This is a genomic window from Dyadobacter sp. AC419, assembly GCF_979253085.1.
The window spans coordinates 246,112-262,614 of sequence record NZ_CEEDCD010000019.1 but is presented as its reverse complement, the minus strand read 5'-3'; the positions used below and the strand labels follow the sequence as shown (position 1 = coordinate 262,614).

The following is a 16,503-nucleotide window of genomic DNA, read 5'->3' as shown; positions in this document are numbered from 1 at the left end:
GAAAAACGACAGCCTCATTCCGAGCGCAGGGTTTTTACGGGGTTCAACAAAGCTGCTTTAATGCTCTGCAAACTCACTGTCAGCAAAGTCACCACGATCACAACGGCCCCGGCAATGGCAATAATCCACCAAGAAATGGTTGTTTTGAAAGCAAAGTTTGCAAGCCATTTATCAAGCGCATACCACGCAACGGGGCTCGCGATAACGAAAGAAACAATTACCAGAATCACAAAGTCGCGGGACAGCAGCTGCACAATGTTGATCACGGTGGCGCCTAGCACTTTTCGTACGCCTATTTCTTTGATTCGGTGCTGCGTTACAATGGAAACAAGTCCATATAAACCCAGGCAGGAGATCAGAATGGCCAATCCGGCAAGGTAACCGATCAGTTTGCTCAGCCGCTGCTCACTTTCATATGCGTCTGCCAAACTTTGATCCAGAAATGCGTAATCGAAACCTTTTTCGGGGAAATATTTGTCCCACTCGGCACCCATATAAGACAAAGTTTCGCTCACATTCCGCGGCGCTAACTTGGCAGACACCTGGCTCAGGTGCGGCAAATCGATGTGTAAAAGAACGCCGTCAATGGGATTTTGCAGCGACTGACTGTGAAAATCCTTCAAAACGCCCACAATCCTTCCTCCTTTCCTTCCATGTTCACCGACTTGCCGATCGCTTCCTGTGCAGATTTCCACCCTAGCTGCTTCACACCCGTTTCATTAATCAAAAAACCCGCGTCTTTGTCCGTTGAGAAGGCCTCGGAAAGCGCACGACCGGCTGCAAGTTTTAATTTATATGTTTTTACAAAATCAAAATCCGTTCCGAGTGTGCCCATAAAAAGGCTCGTTTCCTCCGTTTTTCCCTCCGGTATCACATTGCGGCGCACAACTCCTGCACCCATTCTTTCGGTGGAAAATGTCACATCCGTAATGGCGGCATTTTGCATGAGCGCTTCTTTAAATGTTTTCAAACGCTGATAGGCGCTGTCGTTGTCTGCGGCAAAAACATTCGTAATCTTGTCGTTTCTGATATTCGCTGTGACCATCAGATTTTTATCAAAACCCAGGGGCTTTTGTAAAAGATAATTAAGCTGCTGAAATGTTACGAGCGCACCAATGATCAGCACAATGGAAGTTGTAAACTGCATGGCTAGCAAAACATGCCTCATCGCACCGCCCCTGGCTTTTCCTCCGCCAAAGTTGCCTTTTAATGTGGCTATGGGCTTGAAACGGGAGACAAAAAATGCAGGATAACTTCCCGAAAGAAGTCCTGCAACAACCGCAATGCCTGTAAATGCAGCCAGCAATGCGGGACTTGAAAAAAGATAGGAAACAGGCAGCTGCTTGCCCGTCAGATTATTGAGCACGGGCATTAAAAGTGCTGTAAAAATAATGGCAAAAATTAGCGCCAAACCGCTCATCAGCAACGATTCACCCAAAAATTGAGCGACGATCTGACTCTTTTCGCTGCCCAGCGTTTTGCGGATTCCCACTTCCCTCGCTCGTCGCAGCGAGCGCGCTGTGGAGAGGTTAACAAAATTAATGCAGGCAATCAGCAAGGTTAGTAATCCGATGCCCACGAAAACATAGATATAAGTCATGCTGCCTGAAACTTCCTGATTTTCATCCACTTCTGCATTTAAATGAATGTCTGCGAGCGGCTGTAACTTGTAAACGATATCTTTTGCAAGCTGCTGATCCGCATGGGTTGCCAGGAATTTGGGAAAGCGCGCATTAACTTGCTCAGCCGACTTTCCGGGGCGCAGCAGTACATAAGTAGACGAATGCGTGATCACCCAATTCTGTGGAAGTGTGGTGCGTGCTGCTTCACTTTCTGTCGCAAACATGGTCTGATAATCCGAAAGCAGATCGATACGGATATGCGAATGATTGGGCAGCGGCCGGATCACACCGGTCACTTTGAGCGGATGTTTTCCTTCGTAAATAATGGTCTTACCAAGCGCCGGTTCCTTCCCAAAATATTTGGCCGCCACTTCATCGGTGATGACAACGGAATATTTATTGCGCAGCGCCATTCGGGCGTCCCCTTCCAAAAAATCAAATGTGAAAATATCAATCAGTGAAGAATCGGCGAAGTAAAAATGGTCCTCGTCAAACTTGACCGGTTTGGCACCGGAGCTGACCGGAACTTCCAGCGTCGCATTGTTTCTGTAAACACGTGCCGTTTTCTCAATTTCAGAAAAATAATCGGGCAATAAGGGAGCCGCAACGGGTGGCGTCAATGCCAGGAAGCGCGTGTAACCAGCGAATTTGGGTAAGTAAGTCAGCCGGTAAATGCGGTCGGAATTTTTGTGAAATGTATCATAACTGAGCTCATGACGCACAAACACCATGATCAGGAAGCAACAGGTCAATCCGATCGTCAATCCAAGGGCATTAATGAGGGAGAAAACTTTTGTGTCGCAGTAAGTTTCGTTTTTGGCTATTTTGAGATAATTTCTAAACATCCCGGGGTCTTGTTATGCGTTGAGATACGCCTATTTTCAAGACAAGAATACCAGGAATGCGTAAACGAAAGTAAATGCAGATGCGGAACGGCGACAGATAGCAAGATTTATCGACCAATGATATCTTATTAAGCAAAAAAAAAGCGGCAAGTGCCGCTTTTCAGTTGTAAGCCAATGTGTGTGCACTGGCATTCAGGAAAGTCTAACCGAGTAAATCGGCTTCTGGATTCTCGGCCGCTTGCCATCTTTCTTTTCAGTGTGTCGGCTCTTTTCATCGTTTGAGCTGAATGGATTCGTATTAACGTATGCTTGCTCCGAAATAAAATCTGAATTAGTTGTCATTGCTTTGGTTATTAGGATGAAGTGATTTGTAACGGTTGTAACCCATAAGAATAAAAATCGTGCCGAAATGAATTGGCATTCAAATGCGGGGAAATGCGTGTTTTTTTACCAATTTAATACGATAGAAGTATTGATATCCCAGCTTTATATATAAAATATTTATTATTGCAAACCGCTTACATTTGTTACTCCGACATATAAATTTGATATATGTTACCTAATGTCTACATCTAACCAAAATGTCGTATCTGGCTTCATTAAATAATGAAAAGGAAATATTGCAGCTAGTGGCTTGTGGCGATGAAAGGGCATTCCGGGCGCTGTTTGACTCCTATCACCATCGGCTGGGGACTTATATTTTCCACATTGTGAAATCTCAGGAACTTGCACAGGAAGCCGTGCAGGATGTGTTCCTGAAAATATGGACAAACCGCGATTCCCTCGCCGAAATCAATAATTTCCAGGCATATCTGTTCGCCATTTCTAAAAACCACGCGCTGAACTGCCTTAAAAAGTTAGCCACCGAACAAGCACTCACTGCACATTTGGACGAGTGTAATTATGAGCCGCAGCCGGACGAAACCAACGACGGCAGCGACCGATATACGCTTGTTGATCAGGCCATTGACCGGCTTCCAAAGCAACAAAAAATTGTTTATTTACTAAGCCGCCACGAAAGATTGCAATATGCAGAGATAGCCAACCGGCTCAGCATTTCACCGAAAACTGTAAAAAAATATTTGCAGATTTCAACAGAATCGATCACCTGCTACATTCGTAAAAACCTCACTATCAGCACCCTGTTAATTATGTTCAAATTTTTTTGAAAATAATTACATTTCAATGCCTCCGTTTCGGCCACCGTTTTGTCTTCTATACAAACGCAATGTTACATAGTCTGCAAAACTGTTTCCTATGAATGAATATTCTACGAGATTGATCTATTTGTTTAATCTGTATTATTCCGGAGAAGCCACCAGTGAGCAGACGGCGGAGCTGATGAATATAATCAGGGAAGGAAAGCACGATCGCCAGCTGGATGCTTTGCTGGAAGAAGCGTGGAAAAATCAGGCGGGTGATAATGTTTTTTTTACAAAACAAGAAAGTGACCAGATTCTCAATGGCATACTTGCTGATGGGAATGCGGATGAAAATGGGGATCCGGAGAAGCAGCCATTCAAAATTTTTGGGTTATGGCGCTTGCTCGCGGCAGCCGTCATATTAATCGCTGGATTCGGGGTGTTTTATAATTACAAACTGACCAAGCCCAAAGCGCAAGTCGCAGTTGTGAAACCCGCGGTCAAAGATTTGCCACCGGGCGGGAACCGTGCATTACTCACGCTGGCAGACGGCTCTACGATTGTTCTCGACAGTGCAGCAAACGGCCTACTGGCCACGCAGGGTGCCACCAAAATCAGTAAAAAAGGGAATGGGCAGCTGGTGTACGAAAATGGCGATAATGTCCAGTCTCTGAGCCAGATGAATATGCTATCAACACCGAAAGGCGGGCAATATCAGATTTTCCTTCCCGACGGCAGTAAGGTTTGGCTCAACTCTTTGTCGTCCATAAAATATCCCGCCGCTTTCCCGAAAAACGAGCGCAGAGTGGAGGTCACGGGTGAAGTTTTCTTTGAAGTGCAAAAGGACAAGCATAAACCATTCAAAGTGGTTTTTGGCGAAACTGAGGTGGAAGTGCTGGGGACGAGCTTCAATGTAATGGCCTACAAGGATGATTCCACATCACGAACGACGCTGGTTGAAGGAGCTGTTTCCCTGACCAATAAAAATACTAACAAACGACTAAAACCCGGTCAGCAGGCGTCTGTGGGCGCATCAGGCAACATTACCACACAAATGGTCGATGTGGAAGAAGCCATTGCCTGGAAAAAAGGACTTTTCTATTTCCAAAACGCCGGTGTTCAGCAGATTATGAAGAAAGTGGCCCGGTGGTATGACGTGAAGGTTTCCTATCAGGGCACTGTTCCGGTGAAGCAGTTTACCGGGAAAATCCCGATGGACGTGAATATTTCAGAGCTGCTGCAAATGCTCAACTATGCAGGTGTGGCGTGCAGCATGGAAAACGGGGCCATTATTGTTTCTGCAAAAACGAAATGACGTATAACATATAACGTTCAAGATTTTACATAACCAATCATGCAAGATATGAGACGAATCAGGAAGCCACCGACTTAGATTAAGGGCCTTTAAAAACAGGGAAAATGCTACGAACATCTCCCCTGTATAAACCCAGGCCATTCTGTCAAATGCTGTGCAAAAAGCGATTAACGTATAAACCTAAATTCTTTCAAATATATGATATTAAAATCTTTACTCCGGCGTGGACTATCTGACCGGCTAGCCATACCAGCTAAACTTTTTTTAACCATGAAACTGGTAACGCTATTACTCATGGCAACCTTGACGCAGGTGACTGCCAACGGTTACAGCCAGAACATTTCAATGGAGAAAAAAAACATATCCATTGAAGCTGCTTTTACCGCCATCGAAAGCCAGACAGCATATCTTTTTCTGTACGACAAACTGGATTTGCCAACTGGCCAGCTGGTGTCAGTCAATCTGAAAAATGCAACAATCGATCAGGCTCTGAACCAGCTTTTTGCTGATTTACCGCTTAGTTATAAGGTGTTCAAAAAGAACATTGTAATCAAAAAGAAAGAGAAGACGAAAGAAGAAACGCAGGTTACGCCTGCGCAAAAGCAAGCCGCCGTGCAGACATTGCGCGGAAAAGTGACGGACGAAAAAGGCGAAGCGCTGCCGGGCGTGAACATTGTCATAAAGGGCACTTCCAAAGGAGCAACCACCGCAACTTCCGGAGAATATGAAATTGAAATCACAGAGCCGGGCACCATGCTGGTCTTCTCCTATGTGGGCTATCTTACCCAGGAAATCGAGGCAGGCAGCAGAACAACGCTCGATGTAATTTTGAAAACCGATGATAAAGCATTGGAAGAAGTCGTGGTTGTGGGTTACGGAACGCAGAAGAAGAGCGATTTGACAGGTTCCATTTCTTCCATTAAAGCGGAAGACCTGAAAAGATTGCCAACGACTTCTTTTGACCAAGCGATCCAGGGACGAGCAGCGGGTGTTCAGGTAACACAAGGTTCTTCGGCTCCGGGCGGACGCGTTTCAATCCGGATCCGGGGTGGAAACTCGCTAAGCAGCGGTAACGAGCCATTGTATGTGATTGACGGCTACCCAATTACGGCGGGCGGAACGGCGGGAGGCAATGGTGCCGGTCAGAATCCCCTTGCGTCCATTAACCCCAGCGACATTGCTTCTATGGAAATCCTGAAAGACGCTTCTGCCACAGCCATTTACGGCTCGCGTGGTGCGAATGGCGTTGTGCTGATCACCACAAAACGTGGAAAAGCAGGAAAGACTTCGGTCACTTATGACGGTTATTATGGCGTGCAAAAAGTGATCAAAAAACTGGATATGATGAATGCCAGGGAATTTGCTGAACTGGTAAATGAAGCAAGAGCGAATGACGGCGTGGCTACACCGGCCTATCCGAACCCGGCTGACACATACAACTTCCCGGATCCATCCACACTCGGTGAAGGCGTTGATTATCAGGACGAAGTTTTCAGATCGGCAGCCATTCAAAACCATACACTGAGCATTTCAGGTGGGAATGAGAACACCAAAATTGCCATATCAGGAAGCTATTTTGATCAAAAAGGTGTGCTGAAAGGATCCGATTTCAAACGCGGGTCGATCAGGGCAAACATTGATACAAAACTGAGCAAGAACATTATGTTCAGCACCAACCTTACTGCAAGCAAAGTGTGGGGAAACAACGGACGTTCGGAAGGTGACGGCGGAGGAAATGCAAATACGGTTAATGCTGCGCTGATTATGCCTCCTACTGTGCCTATTTTCCAGAAAGACGGGACTTATACGCGCTTAAACCCAACGCCGGGCGGATCTACGGTCCACAATCCTGTTCCCATTGTTTTATTCCAAAAGGATTTTCAGAACATTGACCGCCTCCTGGGAACAATGGCTTTTACCTGGAACATTATCACGGATTTGTCATTAAAAGTGTCTGTGGGAACGGATATGTCCAATGCGGCCCGCGAAACTTATGAGCCGCGCCAGACTGTGAATGGTTACAATGCAAACGGCCGCGCAAGTCAGTCAAACCGCCGTTCGGTGTCTTATCTGAATGAAAATATTTTGACCTATAACAAGGCTTTTGACAAACATCAATTCAATGTTGTTGCCGGATATACGCTGCAAATGGACAGAGACCAGCGGTTCAGCGCCTTTTCAAGCAATTTCCTGACGGACTTGTATGGAGCAGACAAACTGGGTGCCGGCGCTGCATTCACCAGCCCGGATTCTTACAAGAACCAAAGCCAGCTGGTTTCTTATCTGGGGAGGATCAATTATACTTTTAATAACAAATATCTGTTATCGGTAACCGGCCGTTCGGATGGCAGCTCGAAGTTTGGTGTTAATAACAAATGGGCATTTTTCCCATCCGTTGCTGTCGGATATAAGCTTTCGGAAGAATCCTTTATTCAATCCATCGAAGCGATCAGCAACCTCAAAGTACGCGCAAGTTATGGTAAAACGGGTAATCAGAATATCCCCAATTATCAGTCGCTTGCCCGTTTGGATGTGTACAATTATGACCTCAGCGGTGCGCTTGTTTCGGGTCTGGCACCAGCCAACATCTCCAATCCGGACCTGCGCTGGGAAACAACGGCAACAACGGATTTCGGGATTGATCTGGATCTGTTTGGCAATCGTCTGAACTTTGTGGCTGACTATTATTACAAAAAAACCACCGACTTGCTATGGAGCATCAGCATTCCGCAGACTTCCGGTTTTGCATTCATCTTCAGGAACGTTGGCAGTCTGCAAAACAAAGGGCTTGAACTAAGCATCGGCGGCGAAATTTTTGCCAATGAGTTCAAATGGAATTCGCAGGCAAACTGGTCAATGAACCGGAATAAGGTCCTGGCCATTCCGGGTTACACGCCAACTTCGCAAGGCGAGCTTTCCGGCCACTTGAAAGTCAACGGAAGCTGGCTCGCACCGGGTCTGCCTGTGGGAGTCTGGAACCTGCTGAAATACGACGGCGTGTTCCAGGATCAGGATCAGCTTGACAGAGGGCCGAGATCGACCAGCAATGATAAATTGGGTGATGCACGGTTTGTGGACCGCAACGGAAACGGTTCCATTAACCTCGCCGAAGACCGGATGATCGTCGGTGACCCGAACCCGGATTTCATTTTCGGATGGTCGAACAATTTCTCTTACAAAGGATTTGATCTGTCGGTTTACATGCAGGGAACATACGGAAACGACATCCTGAACATTCAGCGTGCAGAAAGCAATGTGTCCGGGCCGTGGGGAAATCAGAGACGCGAAATCCTGGATCGCTGGTCACCCGCCAACACGAACACGGACATTCCACGTGCCCGCGTAACGGTAAATCCGCTGCTCGTGCAATCGTCGTGGCTGATCGAAGACGGATCATTTTTGCGTGTGAAAACAGCCTCACTGGGTTATACATTTAAACCTTCCAAAGGCATCAGTTCGTGCCGCGTTTATGTGTCTGGCCAGAACCTGCTGACTTTTACAAAATACTCAGGGTTTGATCCGGAAGTGAATTCACCAGGAAATAACAATCTGCAACTCGGTGTAGACTATAACGCCTACCCTGCCGCCAGGACATTCCTTGTTGGGGTTAATGTGGGTTTTTAATTTATCAATGTTGACACAAAAAGATATGAAAACGAATTTCAAAATATGGATCTCTTCCGCCATTTTCGTGACCAGCATGTTTGGCTGCCATGAAGGTTTTTTGGAAGAAAAAGTTTACGATACGCTTACCCCGCAAAATTTCTATGAGACAGAAGCAGACATGCAGGCAGGGGTCATTTCTGTTTACAGCGCAATGCACGCATTTGACTGCTGGGGACGCCAGGTTTGGCTGGCAGCAGAATATCCAGGCGAAGCATCCTGGCCCAACAACTCCGGCGAAGCATGGCGCACAGAGCTCGATCAATATAACTGGACACCAAGCTCGACCGGATTTAAACAAATATGGAGCGGCTTGTATAAAATGGTAAACCGGGCTAACACGGTGATCCAGTATGCGGATCAGGTGACTTATGCCAATCCGGCAAACAAGGAACAGATCCTGGCAGAAACGAGATTTTTGCGTGGCCTTGCCTACCTGACACTCGTTCGGTTTTTCGATCATGTGCCCTATGTTGTGGTAGAAAATGCGACCGAACTCAGTCCATCCAATGAGAACACGGATGAGCAGGTTTGGGCATTGATCATTGATGATTTCAAATATGCCACTTCCATTTTACCAGCCGTACAAACCGGAAAAAATATTGGAAAAGCAACAGCAGGCGCAGCTCAAACCATGCTGGCAAAGGCGTATCTGACAAGAGCGGGAAAGCCTTGGAACAAGACCGAATATTGGGCAATGGCCGCCGATGAAGCCAATAAGATTATCAACAATGCAGCTTATGGCTACGGTTTGCATGCGCGATATGACGATGTTTTCACGCTTGCGAATGAGCACGGCAAAGAGTACATTTTCAGCCTGGAACTGGAAAGCGGCATCGGACTGGGCAAGGATTTTCCAACATTCACCGGAATCCGCAGCGGAAACCAGCTCCGGCTCGACGGCTGGTCCTCACTGGTTGCAGAAGAGAAATTTTTCAATTCCATGGATCCAAAAGATAAGAGACGCAACAAGACATTTGTGATCTCCTACCCGGACATCCGCGGCAACGGCACCGTCTACGAATATCCAAAAACAATCACATTGCCGCATTTCAACAAGCTGATCAATCAGGATGACAGCAAGGCAACGGGCACAGGCGATTATGCTACAAACCTGCCCATTACGCGCTATGCAGATGTGCTGCTAATGCATTCAGAAGCTGAAAATGAGGCAAAAGGTCCAAGTGCTACCGCAGTAAGCGGCATTAATGCAGTGAGGGAAAGAGCAGGACTTGGGCCTTTGAAACCCGCTGCTATGACCAAAGAATCGTTAAGAGAAGCTATTATTCAGGAACGCGCGTGGGAACTTTGCGAAGAAGGTCATGCCTTTTTTGACTTGAAACGTCAGAACGCCATTATCAGAAGAATTACGAATTTCAAACCGGCTGAGAAGCATTATGCTTTCCCGGTTCCACAGGACGAGCTGGACGTAAATCCAAACTTACGGCAGCATCCTGCTTACAAGTAAATTTCAGAGAGGGTGTCATCGGCACCCTCTTTTTTCAGTTTAAAGCATCCTTGTTGTATTTCAAGCGATATTCGAGCGGCGACATTCCCGTCACTTTTCTGAACACTTCCCGGAAAGCCTTCATGTCGGAATAGCCTGTTTCGTACATCACTTCCTTAATATTCTTGCCATTCGTTTCAAAGGCTTTTTTGGCAGCTTCCATCTTCACACGCTGCGCATATTCAATGGGCGTGTTGCCCGTGGCCTTGATAAACCGCCGATCGAAATTTCTCCTCCCCACAGCAAATCTGGACGCCAGTTCCGTAATGGATATTTTGCTTTCGACATGGTCCTCCATGTAAACCTGGGCCTGTCTGATGATCTCGTCTTCATGCGATTTCTGACCGGCAAAGATGATGAAAGGCGATTGCGTTTCCCTGTCCATATCAATCTGGAAAACTTTGGAGCAGAAAATCGCAGTCTGCCGATCAAAATACTTTTCAACGAGGTAAATGATCAGGTTAAGGAATGAAAAGGCACCGCCGTTTGTGTAAATGCCATTTTCATCTGTGATCAGCCTGTCTTTCTGGACATTAACCTCCGGGAACATGGTTTTGAACAAATCTGCAAATGCCCAATGTGTCGAGCACGTTTTCCATTGATCAAACCGGAAGAAGCCAGTAAAAAAGCACCCGTGCAAATGCTCGCAACTTCCGCCCCAGTCCGATATTGGCTGCCAATCCACTCAATTACAGGTTGATTTTTTTCAACAGCCTGCTGAAACTGATGATTTAAAGAAGGAATAATGATCAGATTAGTCTGATCAATGTCAGCAATGTGCTTATGCGGCCTGACTGAAAACAGACCTTCGTGAAAGTCCACCTGTTCCGACAATCCGGCGAGTTCAATTTGATATAATGTCTTTTTATGCTTTTCCTGCCAATATGTATTTGCCCTTTTCAAAATCTTGTAAGCACCAATGATGCTGCTCAGATTGTTCTCACCCTCAGGGACAAGGATCGTTATATGTTTCATCTTTTTTATTGCAAGATATGAAATAGAGCATGTCCAAATCAACCCGTGACAATGTCTATTTTACACTGCGGGATTATGCGGTTAAGGCCATACTTTTGAGAAAACATTAGTTGTTCAAACCATCATTCAAAACCAAAAACGCCAGCACTTATGTCAGATATCTTACACAGAGTCGGGATCAGAACACAATCTTTACAGGACGTTTATCAGGCATTGACAACCCAGGCAGGCCTGGCGGGCTGGTGGACAACGGACACGAAGGGCGCAGGCGACCAGGTGGGCAACATCATCGCATTCCGGTTCGGCGCAGGCGGTTTTGATATGAAAGTCACCGAGCTTGAAGAGCCAACCCGCGTCGTGTGGGAGCTGGCAGACGGCCCTCAGGAATGGATGGGAACGACGATCAGTTTCGATTTAAAACAAGACAATGATTCGGTAATCGTGCTCTTCAAGCATGCTAACTGGCGGGAGCCGGTAGAATTCATGCATCATTGCAGCACCAAATGGGCCTTATTTTTAATGAGCCTGAAATCGCTGATCGAAAACGGAAAAGGCAACCCAGATCCGGACGATATCAAAATTGATAACTGGAACTAGGCTGCCGCATGCGCTAAGCATCATTTTCATAACAAATCGATAATCCAGGCTTAACAAGCGTCTGGACATCATCGAAATACCTTTGGGGTTTCAAAAACGGGCGGGGCGCAGTTTCGCGTCCCGACTTCTCACTTAACCCCTATTACCAATGAAAAAATGTTTACTGCGAGCAATTTTTGCTCTGCTGGTCGGATGCTGCATTTCGCTGCAAACATTCGCACAGGCCATTACCGTCAGCGGTAAGGTAACCGCACCCACAGGCGAGGCGCTTCCCGGCGTCAGCATTCTCATCAAAGGCACCAACTCCGGAACTACAACAGATGGAAATGGCGCATACAGCCTCTCTGCACCCTCAACGAGCGCTACTTTCATTTTTTCAGCCATTGGTTTTCTGACGGAGGAACATCCGATTGGCAACAAAAGCGTGCTTAACATTACTTTGAAGGAAGACAACAAGCTGCTCAACGAGGTGGTCGTAACCGCATTAGGGATCAAAAGAGAAGAAAAATCACTTGGATTTGCGGCACAAACCATCAACGAAAACGCCGTGAAAGATGCCAAATCCAACAACTGGGTTAACACGCTTTCGGGAAAAGTGGCCGGATTGAACATTCAGGGCGCAGGCGCAGGACCGATGGGTTCCGCTCGCATTACATTGCGTGGTGAATCGTCGCTGAACCTGGACAACAACCAAGCATTGATCGTAGTCGACGGTGTGCCGGTCAGCAGCCGCATTACCGGAACGGGCTTCAACTCACACCTTTCTGCCGATAGTCCGGTGGATTACGGATCGAGCTTATCGGACATTAACCCTGATGACATCGAGAAAGTTACGGTGCTGAAAGGACCGGGCGCAACGGCTTTGTACGGAAGCCGGGCCGCTGGCGGTGCCATCATTATCACGACCAAATCAGGCGCCAGACAAGACAGAGGACTTGGTGTAACGGTCAATTCTAATTTCAGTGTTGAGCAGATCAACCGCTATCCCGACTATCAATTTGAATATGGTGAAGGAAGAAGCAGTGCTTATTTTTCCTATCTGGACAGCGAAGATGGTCCTAACACAGCCACAACCGTTGCAGCAGGACGGGCATGGGGACCTAAGTTTGACGGTCAAATGTATTACCAATATAACCCCGACGCACCAGACGGCCGCCCGACGGTTCGCACGCCTTGGGTTGCCAACAAAGATTACATTTCAGGGTTTTTCCAAACAGGGACTACTTTTTCAAACAGCATTTCAATCGAAGGCGGCGGTGAAAATGGCTCTGCACGCTTGTCATTGACGCATTTGAAAAACAAATGGATCATCCCAAATACAGGTTTTGAACGGATTAATGCAGCACTTTCGGTCAATCAAAGAGTTTCAAAAAGACTTAAAATAAACGGGAAAGCGAATTATACCAATAAGAAAAGCGACAACCTGCCGATGGCGGGGTATAACAACCAGTCGCTCATGTATTTCCTCATCCTGGGCACCACACCGAACATTAAACCGGAATGGTTTAAGCCTTACTGGGAGCCGGGATTGGAGAATGTGAAGCAGCGCAGCCCATTCAACCCAACACCTGATAATCCTTACCTGGGCATGTACGAAATGCTCAACAAGATGAACAAGCACGGTTTCATCGGGAATGTGTCCGCGAACTATGAGATCTCTCCAAAACTAGATCTGATGGTCCGCACCGGACTCGATATGGCCTTTGAATTCCGTTCGCAGCAGCGCCCTTTCAGCATGACGCGTTATCCGCGAGGCATGTATCGCGAGCAGAATGTATTCACCTACGAGTCTAACACGGACTTTTTGTTGAACTACAAAGACAAAATCGCCAACCTCATCGATGTTACGGCTTCCGTTGGTGGCAATGCAATGCGCCAGTCGTATGACTTCGCGGGCATGTATGCCGATCAGCTTGCGCAGCCGGGCATTTATCAGATTTCCAACAGTTTAGATCAGGCCGTTGCCGATCCTTTGAAAACCAAAAAGGCGATTAACAGCTTTTATGCAGCCACACAGTTTTCGTGGGACGAAAAAATATTTGTGGATGTAACGGGTCGGAATGACTGGTCGAGCACATTGCCTTATGGTAACAATTCCTTCTTTTACCCTTCCGTAAGTTCAAGCTTTCTGCTGAATGAGCTTTTCACATTGCCGCAAGCGATTTCTTTTGCCAAATTCAGAGCTTCATGGGCGCAGGTTGGAAATGACACAAGACCTTACCAGACAGCGCGTTACTACGACCGCATTTACGGTAACAGCTTCACCAATTCCAGCACACTTTTCAACGCGGAACTGAAACCCGAAATCACGGCCAGCTATGAATTCGGATTGGATGTCCGCCTGCTGAAAAATCTGGTCGGGCTGGACGTGGCTTACTACAATAACAACAGCCGCAACCAGATCCTGGCGATTCCTTTGGACCCGGTTTCGGGTTACAACAATGCATTGATCAATGCCGGACTCATTAACAGTCGCGGCGTGGAGATTAAGCTGACGGGTAAGCCGGTAACTTCAAAGAATTTCAGCTGGAATACGACATTGCTTTGGTCCAGAAACAGAAGTTATGTCAAAGAACTCGCCTCGGGCATCACGAACCAAGTCATTTACGCACATAACACCAATGTGAGCATTGAAGCGCGCGTCGGCGGATTAATGGGCGATATGTATGGCCGCGGTTTCCAGCGCTCGCCGGACGGTCAGATCATTTATTCGTCCGTAGGGCTTCCTGCGACATTGGACCCGACAGCCAAGAAATGGGGCAATGCTTTTGCCGACTGGAAAGCCAGTTTTTCCAATGAATTTACAATCAAAAATGTGCGCGTAAGCCTCTTACTCGACGGGCAAAAAGGCGGTGACATGTTCTCCCAGACTTCTCACAAAAACAACACGCTGGGTAAAACCAAAATAACATTGCCGGGCCGTGCGGATGGCATCATTGGTCAGGGTGTGGTAAAACAGCCGGACGGAAGCTTCACGCCGAACACGGTAAAAGTGCCCGCCAGCTCCTATTATGACAACTATTACCAGATCGCAAATGCCGAAACAAACATTTTCGACGCTTCTTTCCTGAAAATACGGGAGGTACGGGTTGAGTTTAATTTGCCGCAGGCATTGCTCTCCAAAATCGGCGTGCGCCAGACCAGCCTGGCCATTTTTGGACGCGACCTTTACAATTTTACCAAGTTTCCAGGCTTCGATCCGGAAGGCGGAAACCTGAACAATGGCACATTGACACCGGGCGTCGAGCTTGCCCAGTTCCCTTCCACGCGGACGATGGGAATGAACCTTACCCTGAAATTTTAATCCAAAGAAATCATGTTTAGAAAAGCATATATCCCCTTTCTGCTCGTGCTCACGCTGCTGGTGTCCTGCACCAACAACTTTGAGGAGCTTAACACAGACCCGAACCGCCCGAAAGAAATTACGCCGGGCGTGATGCTGGGACAACTGCAATATCAGATCGTAAACAGCAATGTGAATGCGAGCCGCAATTTTACGCACGAGCTCATGCAGGTGGACGCGCCGCGGGCCAGTGCGGGTGGCGGTGGTTTGCACCGTTACATTGTGAATCCTGGCAGCGCCGTTTGGAGTAATTTTTATACGTATCTCAATGACATTGAGGACATTTACCTCATCGCCGATCGCCTGAATGAGAACAATTACAAAGCCATTTCGCTGATCTACAAAAGCTGGGCCTATTCCATTCTTACCGACCTGTATGGCGACGTGCCTTACTCGCAGGCAACCAAGGCGATCGAAGGAAATTTCAAGCCAACTTTTGACAAACAAAAGGACATTTACATACAGCTTTTGAAAAATCTGGAAACAGCCAATGGCCTGCTCGACGACACAAAAGCGCTCACGTACGGCGGCGATATGCTTTACAATGCGAATGCATTATCGGGTGGCAAAAATCCGGGAATCGTTAAATGGAAGAAGTTCTGCAACTCGCTCAGATTGAGATTACTGCTGCGTATTTCCAAGCGCGAGGGCGAAGTAAATGTAAAGCAACAGCTGACGGCCATGCTTGCAGACCCAAGCGCAAATCCGGTTTTCACGACCAATGCAGACGAAGCTATTTTCAGATATCCAGGCACATTTCCCTTTTTCAACCCATTCTATAATGCACGGCAAGTGGACTGGCGTGATGGAAATTATTACACCAAATTCTTCATGGACCGCATGAACGACCTGGGCGATCCACGTCGCGCGGCATGGGCAACGCAGGTGAAATCCGGGACTGAAAATGTATTTCGGGGCATCGAAAGCGGCTATCCGACCACTTTGGAATATGCCGTAGGAAGCAATTCCAGCTATTCGGATGCATTGAAAACATTGCCGCAACTGGGTGTGATGATGACTTTGGCGGAAGTCGAATTCATCAAAGCCGAACTTGCATTGAAAGGCTTCAAAACCGGCTCCACCGCTGAGCAGCATTACCAGGCGGGCATTACCGCTTCCATGACGCAGTGGGGAACCACCATTCCCGCAGGTTTCCTGAGCCAGCCCGGCATCGCATTCAATGCGGCGGCTTCTACGGAAAAGCAATTGGAGCAGATCATGCTGCAAAAGTATTATGCGTACTTTTTCGTGGATTATCAATCGTGGTTTGAGAAACGCAGAACCGGCTATCCTGTGCTGCCACGCGGCGCTGGCATTCCGGCGGAAAACACATTCCCTTCGCGCGTCCCCTATCCTACTTACCTGCAATCGCTTAACCCGGAGGCGCTGGCGGGAGCCGTGGCTTCCATGGGCGGTGACGACAGCGATATTAAGGTTTGGTGGGATAAATAGTTTTTCGGGTTCATTTTTATTTTATCAATATGATTTTTAGTA

12 protein-coding genes are annotated in these 16,503 nt (G+C 47.3%); 7 read left to right on the top strand and 5 right to left on the bottom strand.

Going from position 1 to position 16,503, the window contains the following annotated elements; translation table 11 throughout:
- Positions 1-14: 14 nt before the first annotated feature.
- The 3 genes from AC0IYG_RS14695 to AC0IYG_RS14685 form a co-directional block, all read right to left on the bottom strand.
- Entirely contained in the window at positions 15-695 is a 681-nt protein-coding gene (locus AC0IYG_RS14695; RefSeq protein WP_471711817.1) for an ABC transporter permease, read from the bottom strand.
- Positions 620-2,467 (bottom strand): ABC transporter permease, encoded by a 1,848-nt coding sequence (locus AC0IYG_RS14690; protein WP_471711816.1) that lies wholly within the window; start codon positions 2,465-2,467, stop codon positions 620-622. Before AC0IYG_RS14690 ends, AC0IYG_RS14695 begins: the two co-directional genes overlap by 76 nt.
- A gap of 192 nt (positions 2,468-2,659) precedes the next feature.
- The gene (locus AC0IYG_RS14685; protein ID WP_471711815.1) at positions 2,660-2,809 is read right to left on the bottom strand and encodes a hypothetical protein; all 150 of its coding nucleotides are present in this window, start codon (positions 2,807-2,809) and stop codon (positions 2,660-2,662) included.
- A gap of 239 nt (positions 2,810-3,048) precedes the next feature.
- Here AC0IYG_RS14685 and AC0IYG_RS14680 point away from each other — a divergent pair, with 239 nt between their 5' ends.
- From AC0IYG_RS14680 to AC0IYG_RS14665, 4 genes are all read left to right on the top strand, one after another.
- Positions 3,049-3,636: an RNA polymerase sigma factor gene (locus AC0IYG_RS14680; protein WP_471711814.1), complete on the top strand. Its 588-nt coding sequence runs from the start codon at positions 3,049-3,051 to the stop codon at positions 3,634-3,636.
- 88 nt (positions 3,637-3,724) lie between these two features.
- Positions 3,725-4,924 carry a FecR family protein gene (locus AC0IYG_RS14675; protein WP_471711813.1) on the top strand — a complete coding sequence of 400 codons (1,200 nt, stop codon included), beginning with the start codon at positions 3,725-3,727 and terminating at the stop codon, positions 4,922-4,924.
- Positions 4,925-5,218: 294 nt separating this feature from the next.
- Positions 5,219-8,548, top strand: a complete 3,330-nt coding sequence (locus AC0IYG_RS14670) for a SusC/RagA family TonB-linked outer membrane protein (protein ID WP_471711812.1) — start codon at positions 5,219-5,221, stop codon at positions 8,546-8,548.
- A gap of 25 nt (positions 8,549-8,573) precedes the next feature.
- Entirely contained in the window at positions 8,574-10,055 is a 1,482-nt protein-coding gene (locus AC0IYG_RS14665) for a RagB/SusD family nutrient uptake outer membrane protein (RefSeq protein WP_471711811.1), read from the top strand.
- A gap of 34 nt (positions 10,056-10,089) precedes the next feature.
- On the opposite strand, the gene AC0IYG_RS14660 is transcribed toward AC0IYG_RS14665, so the two are convergent.
- Both AC0IYG_RS14660 and AC0IYG_RS14655 read right to left on the bottom strand, forming a co-directional pair.
- Positions 10,090-10,656 (bottom strand): GlxA family transcriptional regulator, encoded by a 567-nt coding sequence (locus tag AC0IYG_RS14660; protein WP_471711810.1) that lies wholly within the window; start codon positions 10,654-10,656, stop codon positions 10,090-10,092.
- Entirely contained in the window at positions 10,608-11,069 is a 462-nt protein-coding gene (locus AC0IYG_RS14655) for a DJ-1/PfpI family protein (protein WP_471711809.1), read from the bottom strand. The genes AC0IYG_RS14660 and AC0IYG_RS14655 overlap by 49 nt, the downstream gene beginning before the upstream one ends.
- A gap of 150 nt (positions 11,070-11,219) precedes the next feature.
- Here AC0IYG_RS14655 and AC0IYG_RS14650 point away from each other — a divergent pair, with 150 nt between their 5' ends.
- The 3 genes from AC0IYG_RS14650 (at position 11,220) to AC0IYG_RS14640 (ending at position 16,461) form a co-directional block, all read left to right on the top strand.
- The gene (locus AC0IYG_RS14650; RefSeq protein ID WP_471711808.1) at positions 11,220-11,666 is read left to right on the top strand and encodes an SRPBCC family protein; all 447 of its coding nucleotides are present in this window, start codon (positions 11,220-11,222) and stop codon (positions 11,664-11,666) included.
- 148 nt (positions 11,667-11,814) lie between these two features.
- Positions 11,815-14,970 carry a SusC/RagA family TonB-linked outer membrane protein gene (locus AC0IYG_RS14645; RefSeq protein WP_471711807.1) on the top strand — a complete coding sequence of 1,052 codons (3,156 nt, stop codon included), beginning with the start codon at positions 11,815-11,817 and terminating at the stop codon, positions 14,968-14,970.
- 12 nt (positions 14,971-14,982) lie between these two features.
- Positions 14,983-16,461 carry a SusD/RagB family nutrient-binding outer membrane lipoprotein gene (locus AC0IYG_RS14640; protein WP_471711806.1) on the top strand — a complete coding sequence of 493 codons (1,479 nt, stop codon included), beginning with the start codon at positions 14,983-14,985 and terminating at the stop codon, positions 16,459-16,461.
- Positions 16,462-16,503: the final 42 nt, after the last annotated feature.

Bases quoted from the DNA above. Each gene is read 5' to 3' on its own strand.
- AC0IYG_RS14690 (WP_471711816.1), bottom strand. From the start codon at position 2,467: ATGTTTAGAAATTATCTCAAAATAGCCAAAAACGAAACTTACTGCGAC.
- AC0IYG_RS14685 (WP_471711815.1), bottom strand. From the start codon at position 2,809: ATGACAACTAATTCAGATTTTATTTCGGAGCAAGCATACGTTAATACG.
- AC0IYG_RS14680 (WP_471711814.1), top strand. From the start codon at position 3,049: ATGTCGTATCTGGCTTCATTAAATAATGAAAAGGAAATATTGCAGCTA.
- AC0IYG_RS14675 (WP_471711813.1), top strand. From the start codon at position 3,725: ATGAATGAATATTCTACGAGATTGATCTATTTGTTTAATCTGTATTAT.
- AC0IYG_RS14670 (WP_471711812.1), top strand. From the start codon at position 5,219: ATGGCAACCTTGACGCAGGTGACTGCCAACGGTTACAGCCAGAACATT.
- AC0IYG_RS14665 (WP_471711811.1), top strand. From the start codon at position 8,574: ATGAAAACGAATTTCAAAATATGGATCTCTTCCGCCATTTTCGTGACC.
- AC0IYG_RS14655 (WP_471711809.1), bottom strand. From the start codon at position 11,069: ATGAAACATATAACGATCCTTGTCCCTGAGGGTGAGAACAATCTGAGC.
- AC0IYG_RS14650 (WP_471711808.1), top strand. From the start codon at position 11,220: ATGTCAGATATCTTACACAGAGTCGGGATCAGAACACAATCTTTACAG.
- AC0IYG_RS14645 (WP_471711807.1), top strand. From the start codon at position 11,815: ATGAAAAAATGTTTACTGCGAGCAATTTTTGCTCTGCTGGTCGGATGC.
- AC0IYG_RS14640 (WP_471711806.1), top strand. From the start codon at position 14,983: ATGTTTAGAAAAGCATATATCCCCTTTCTGCTCGTGCTCACGCTGCTG.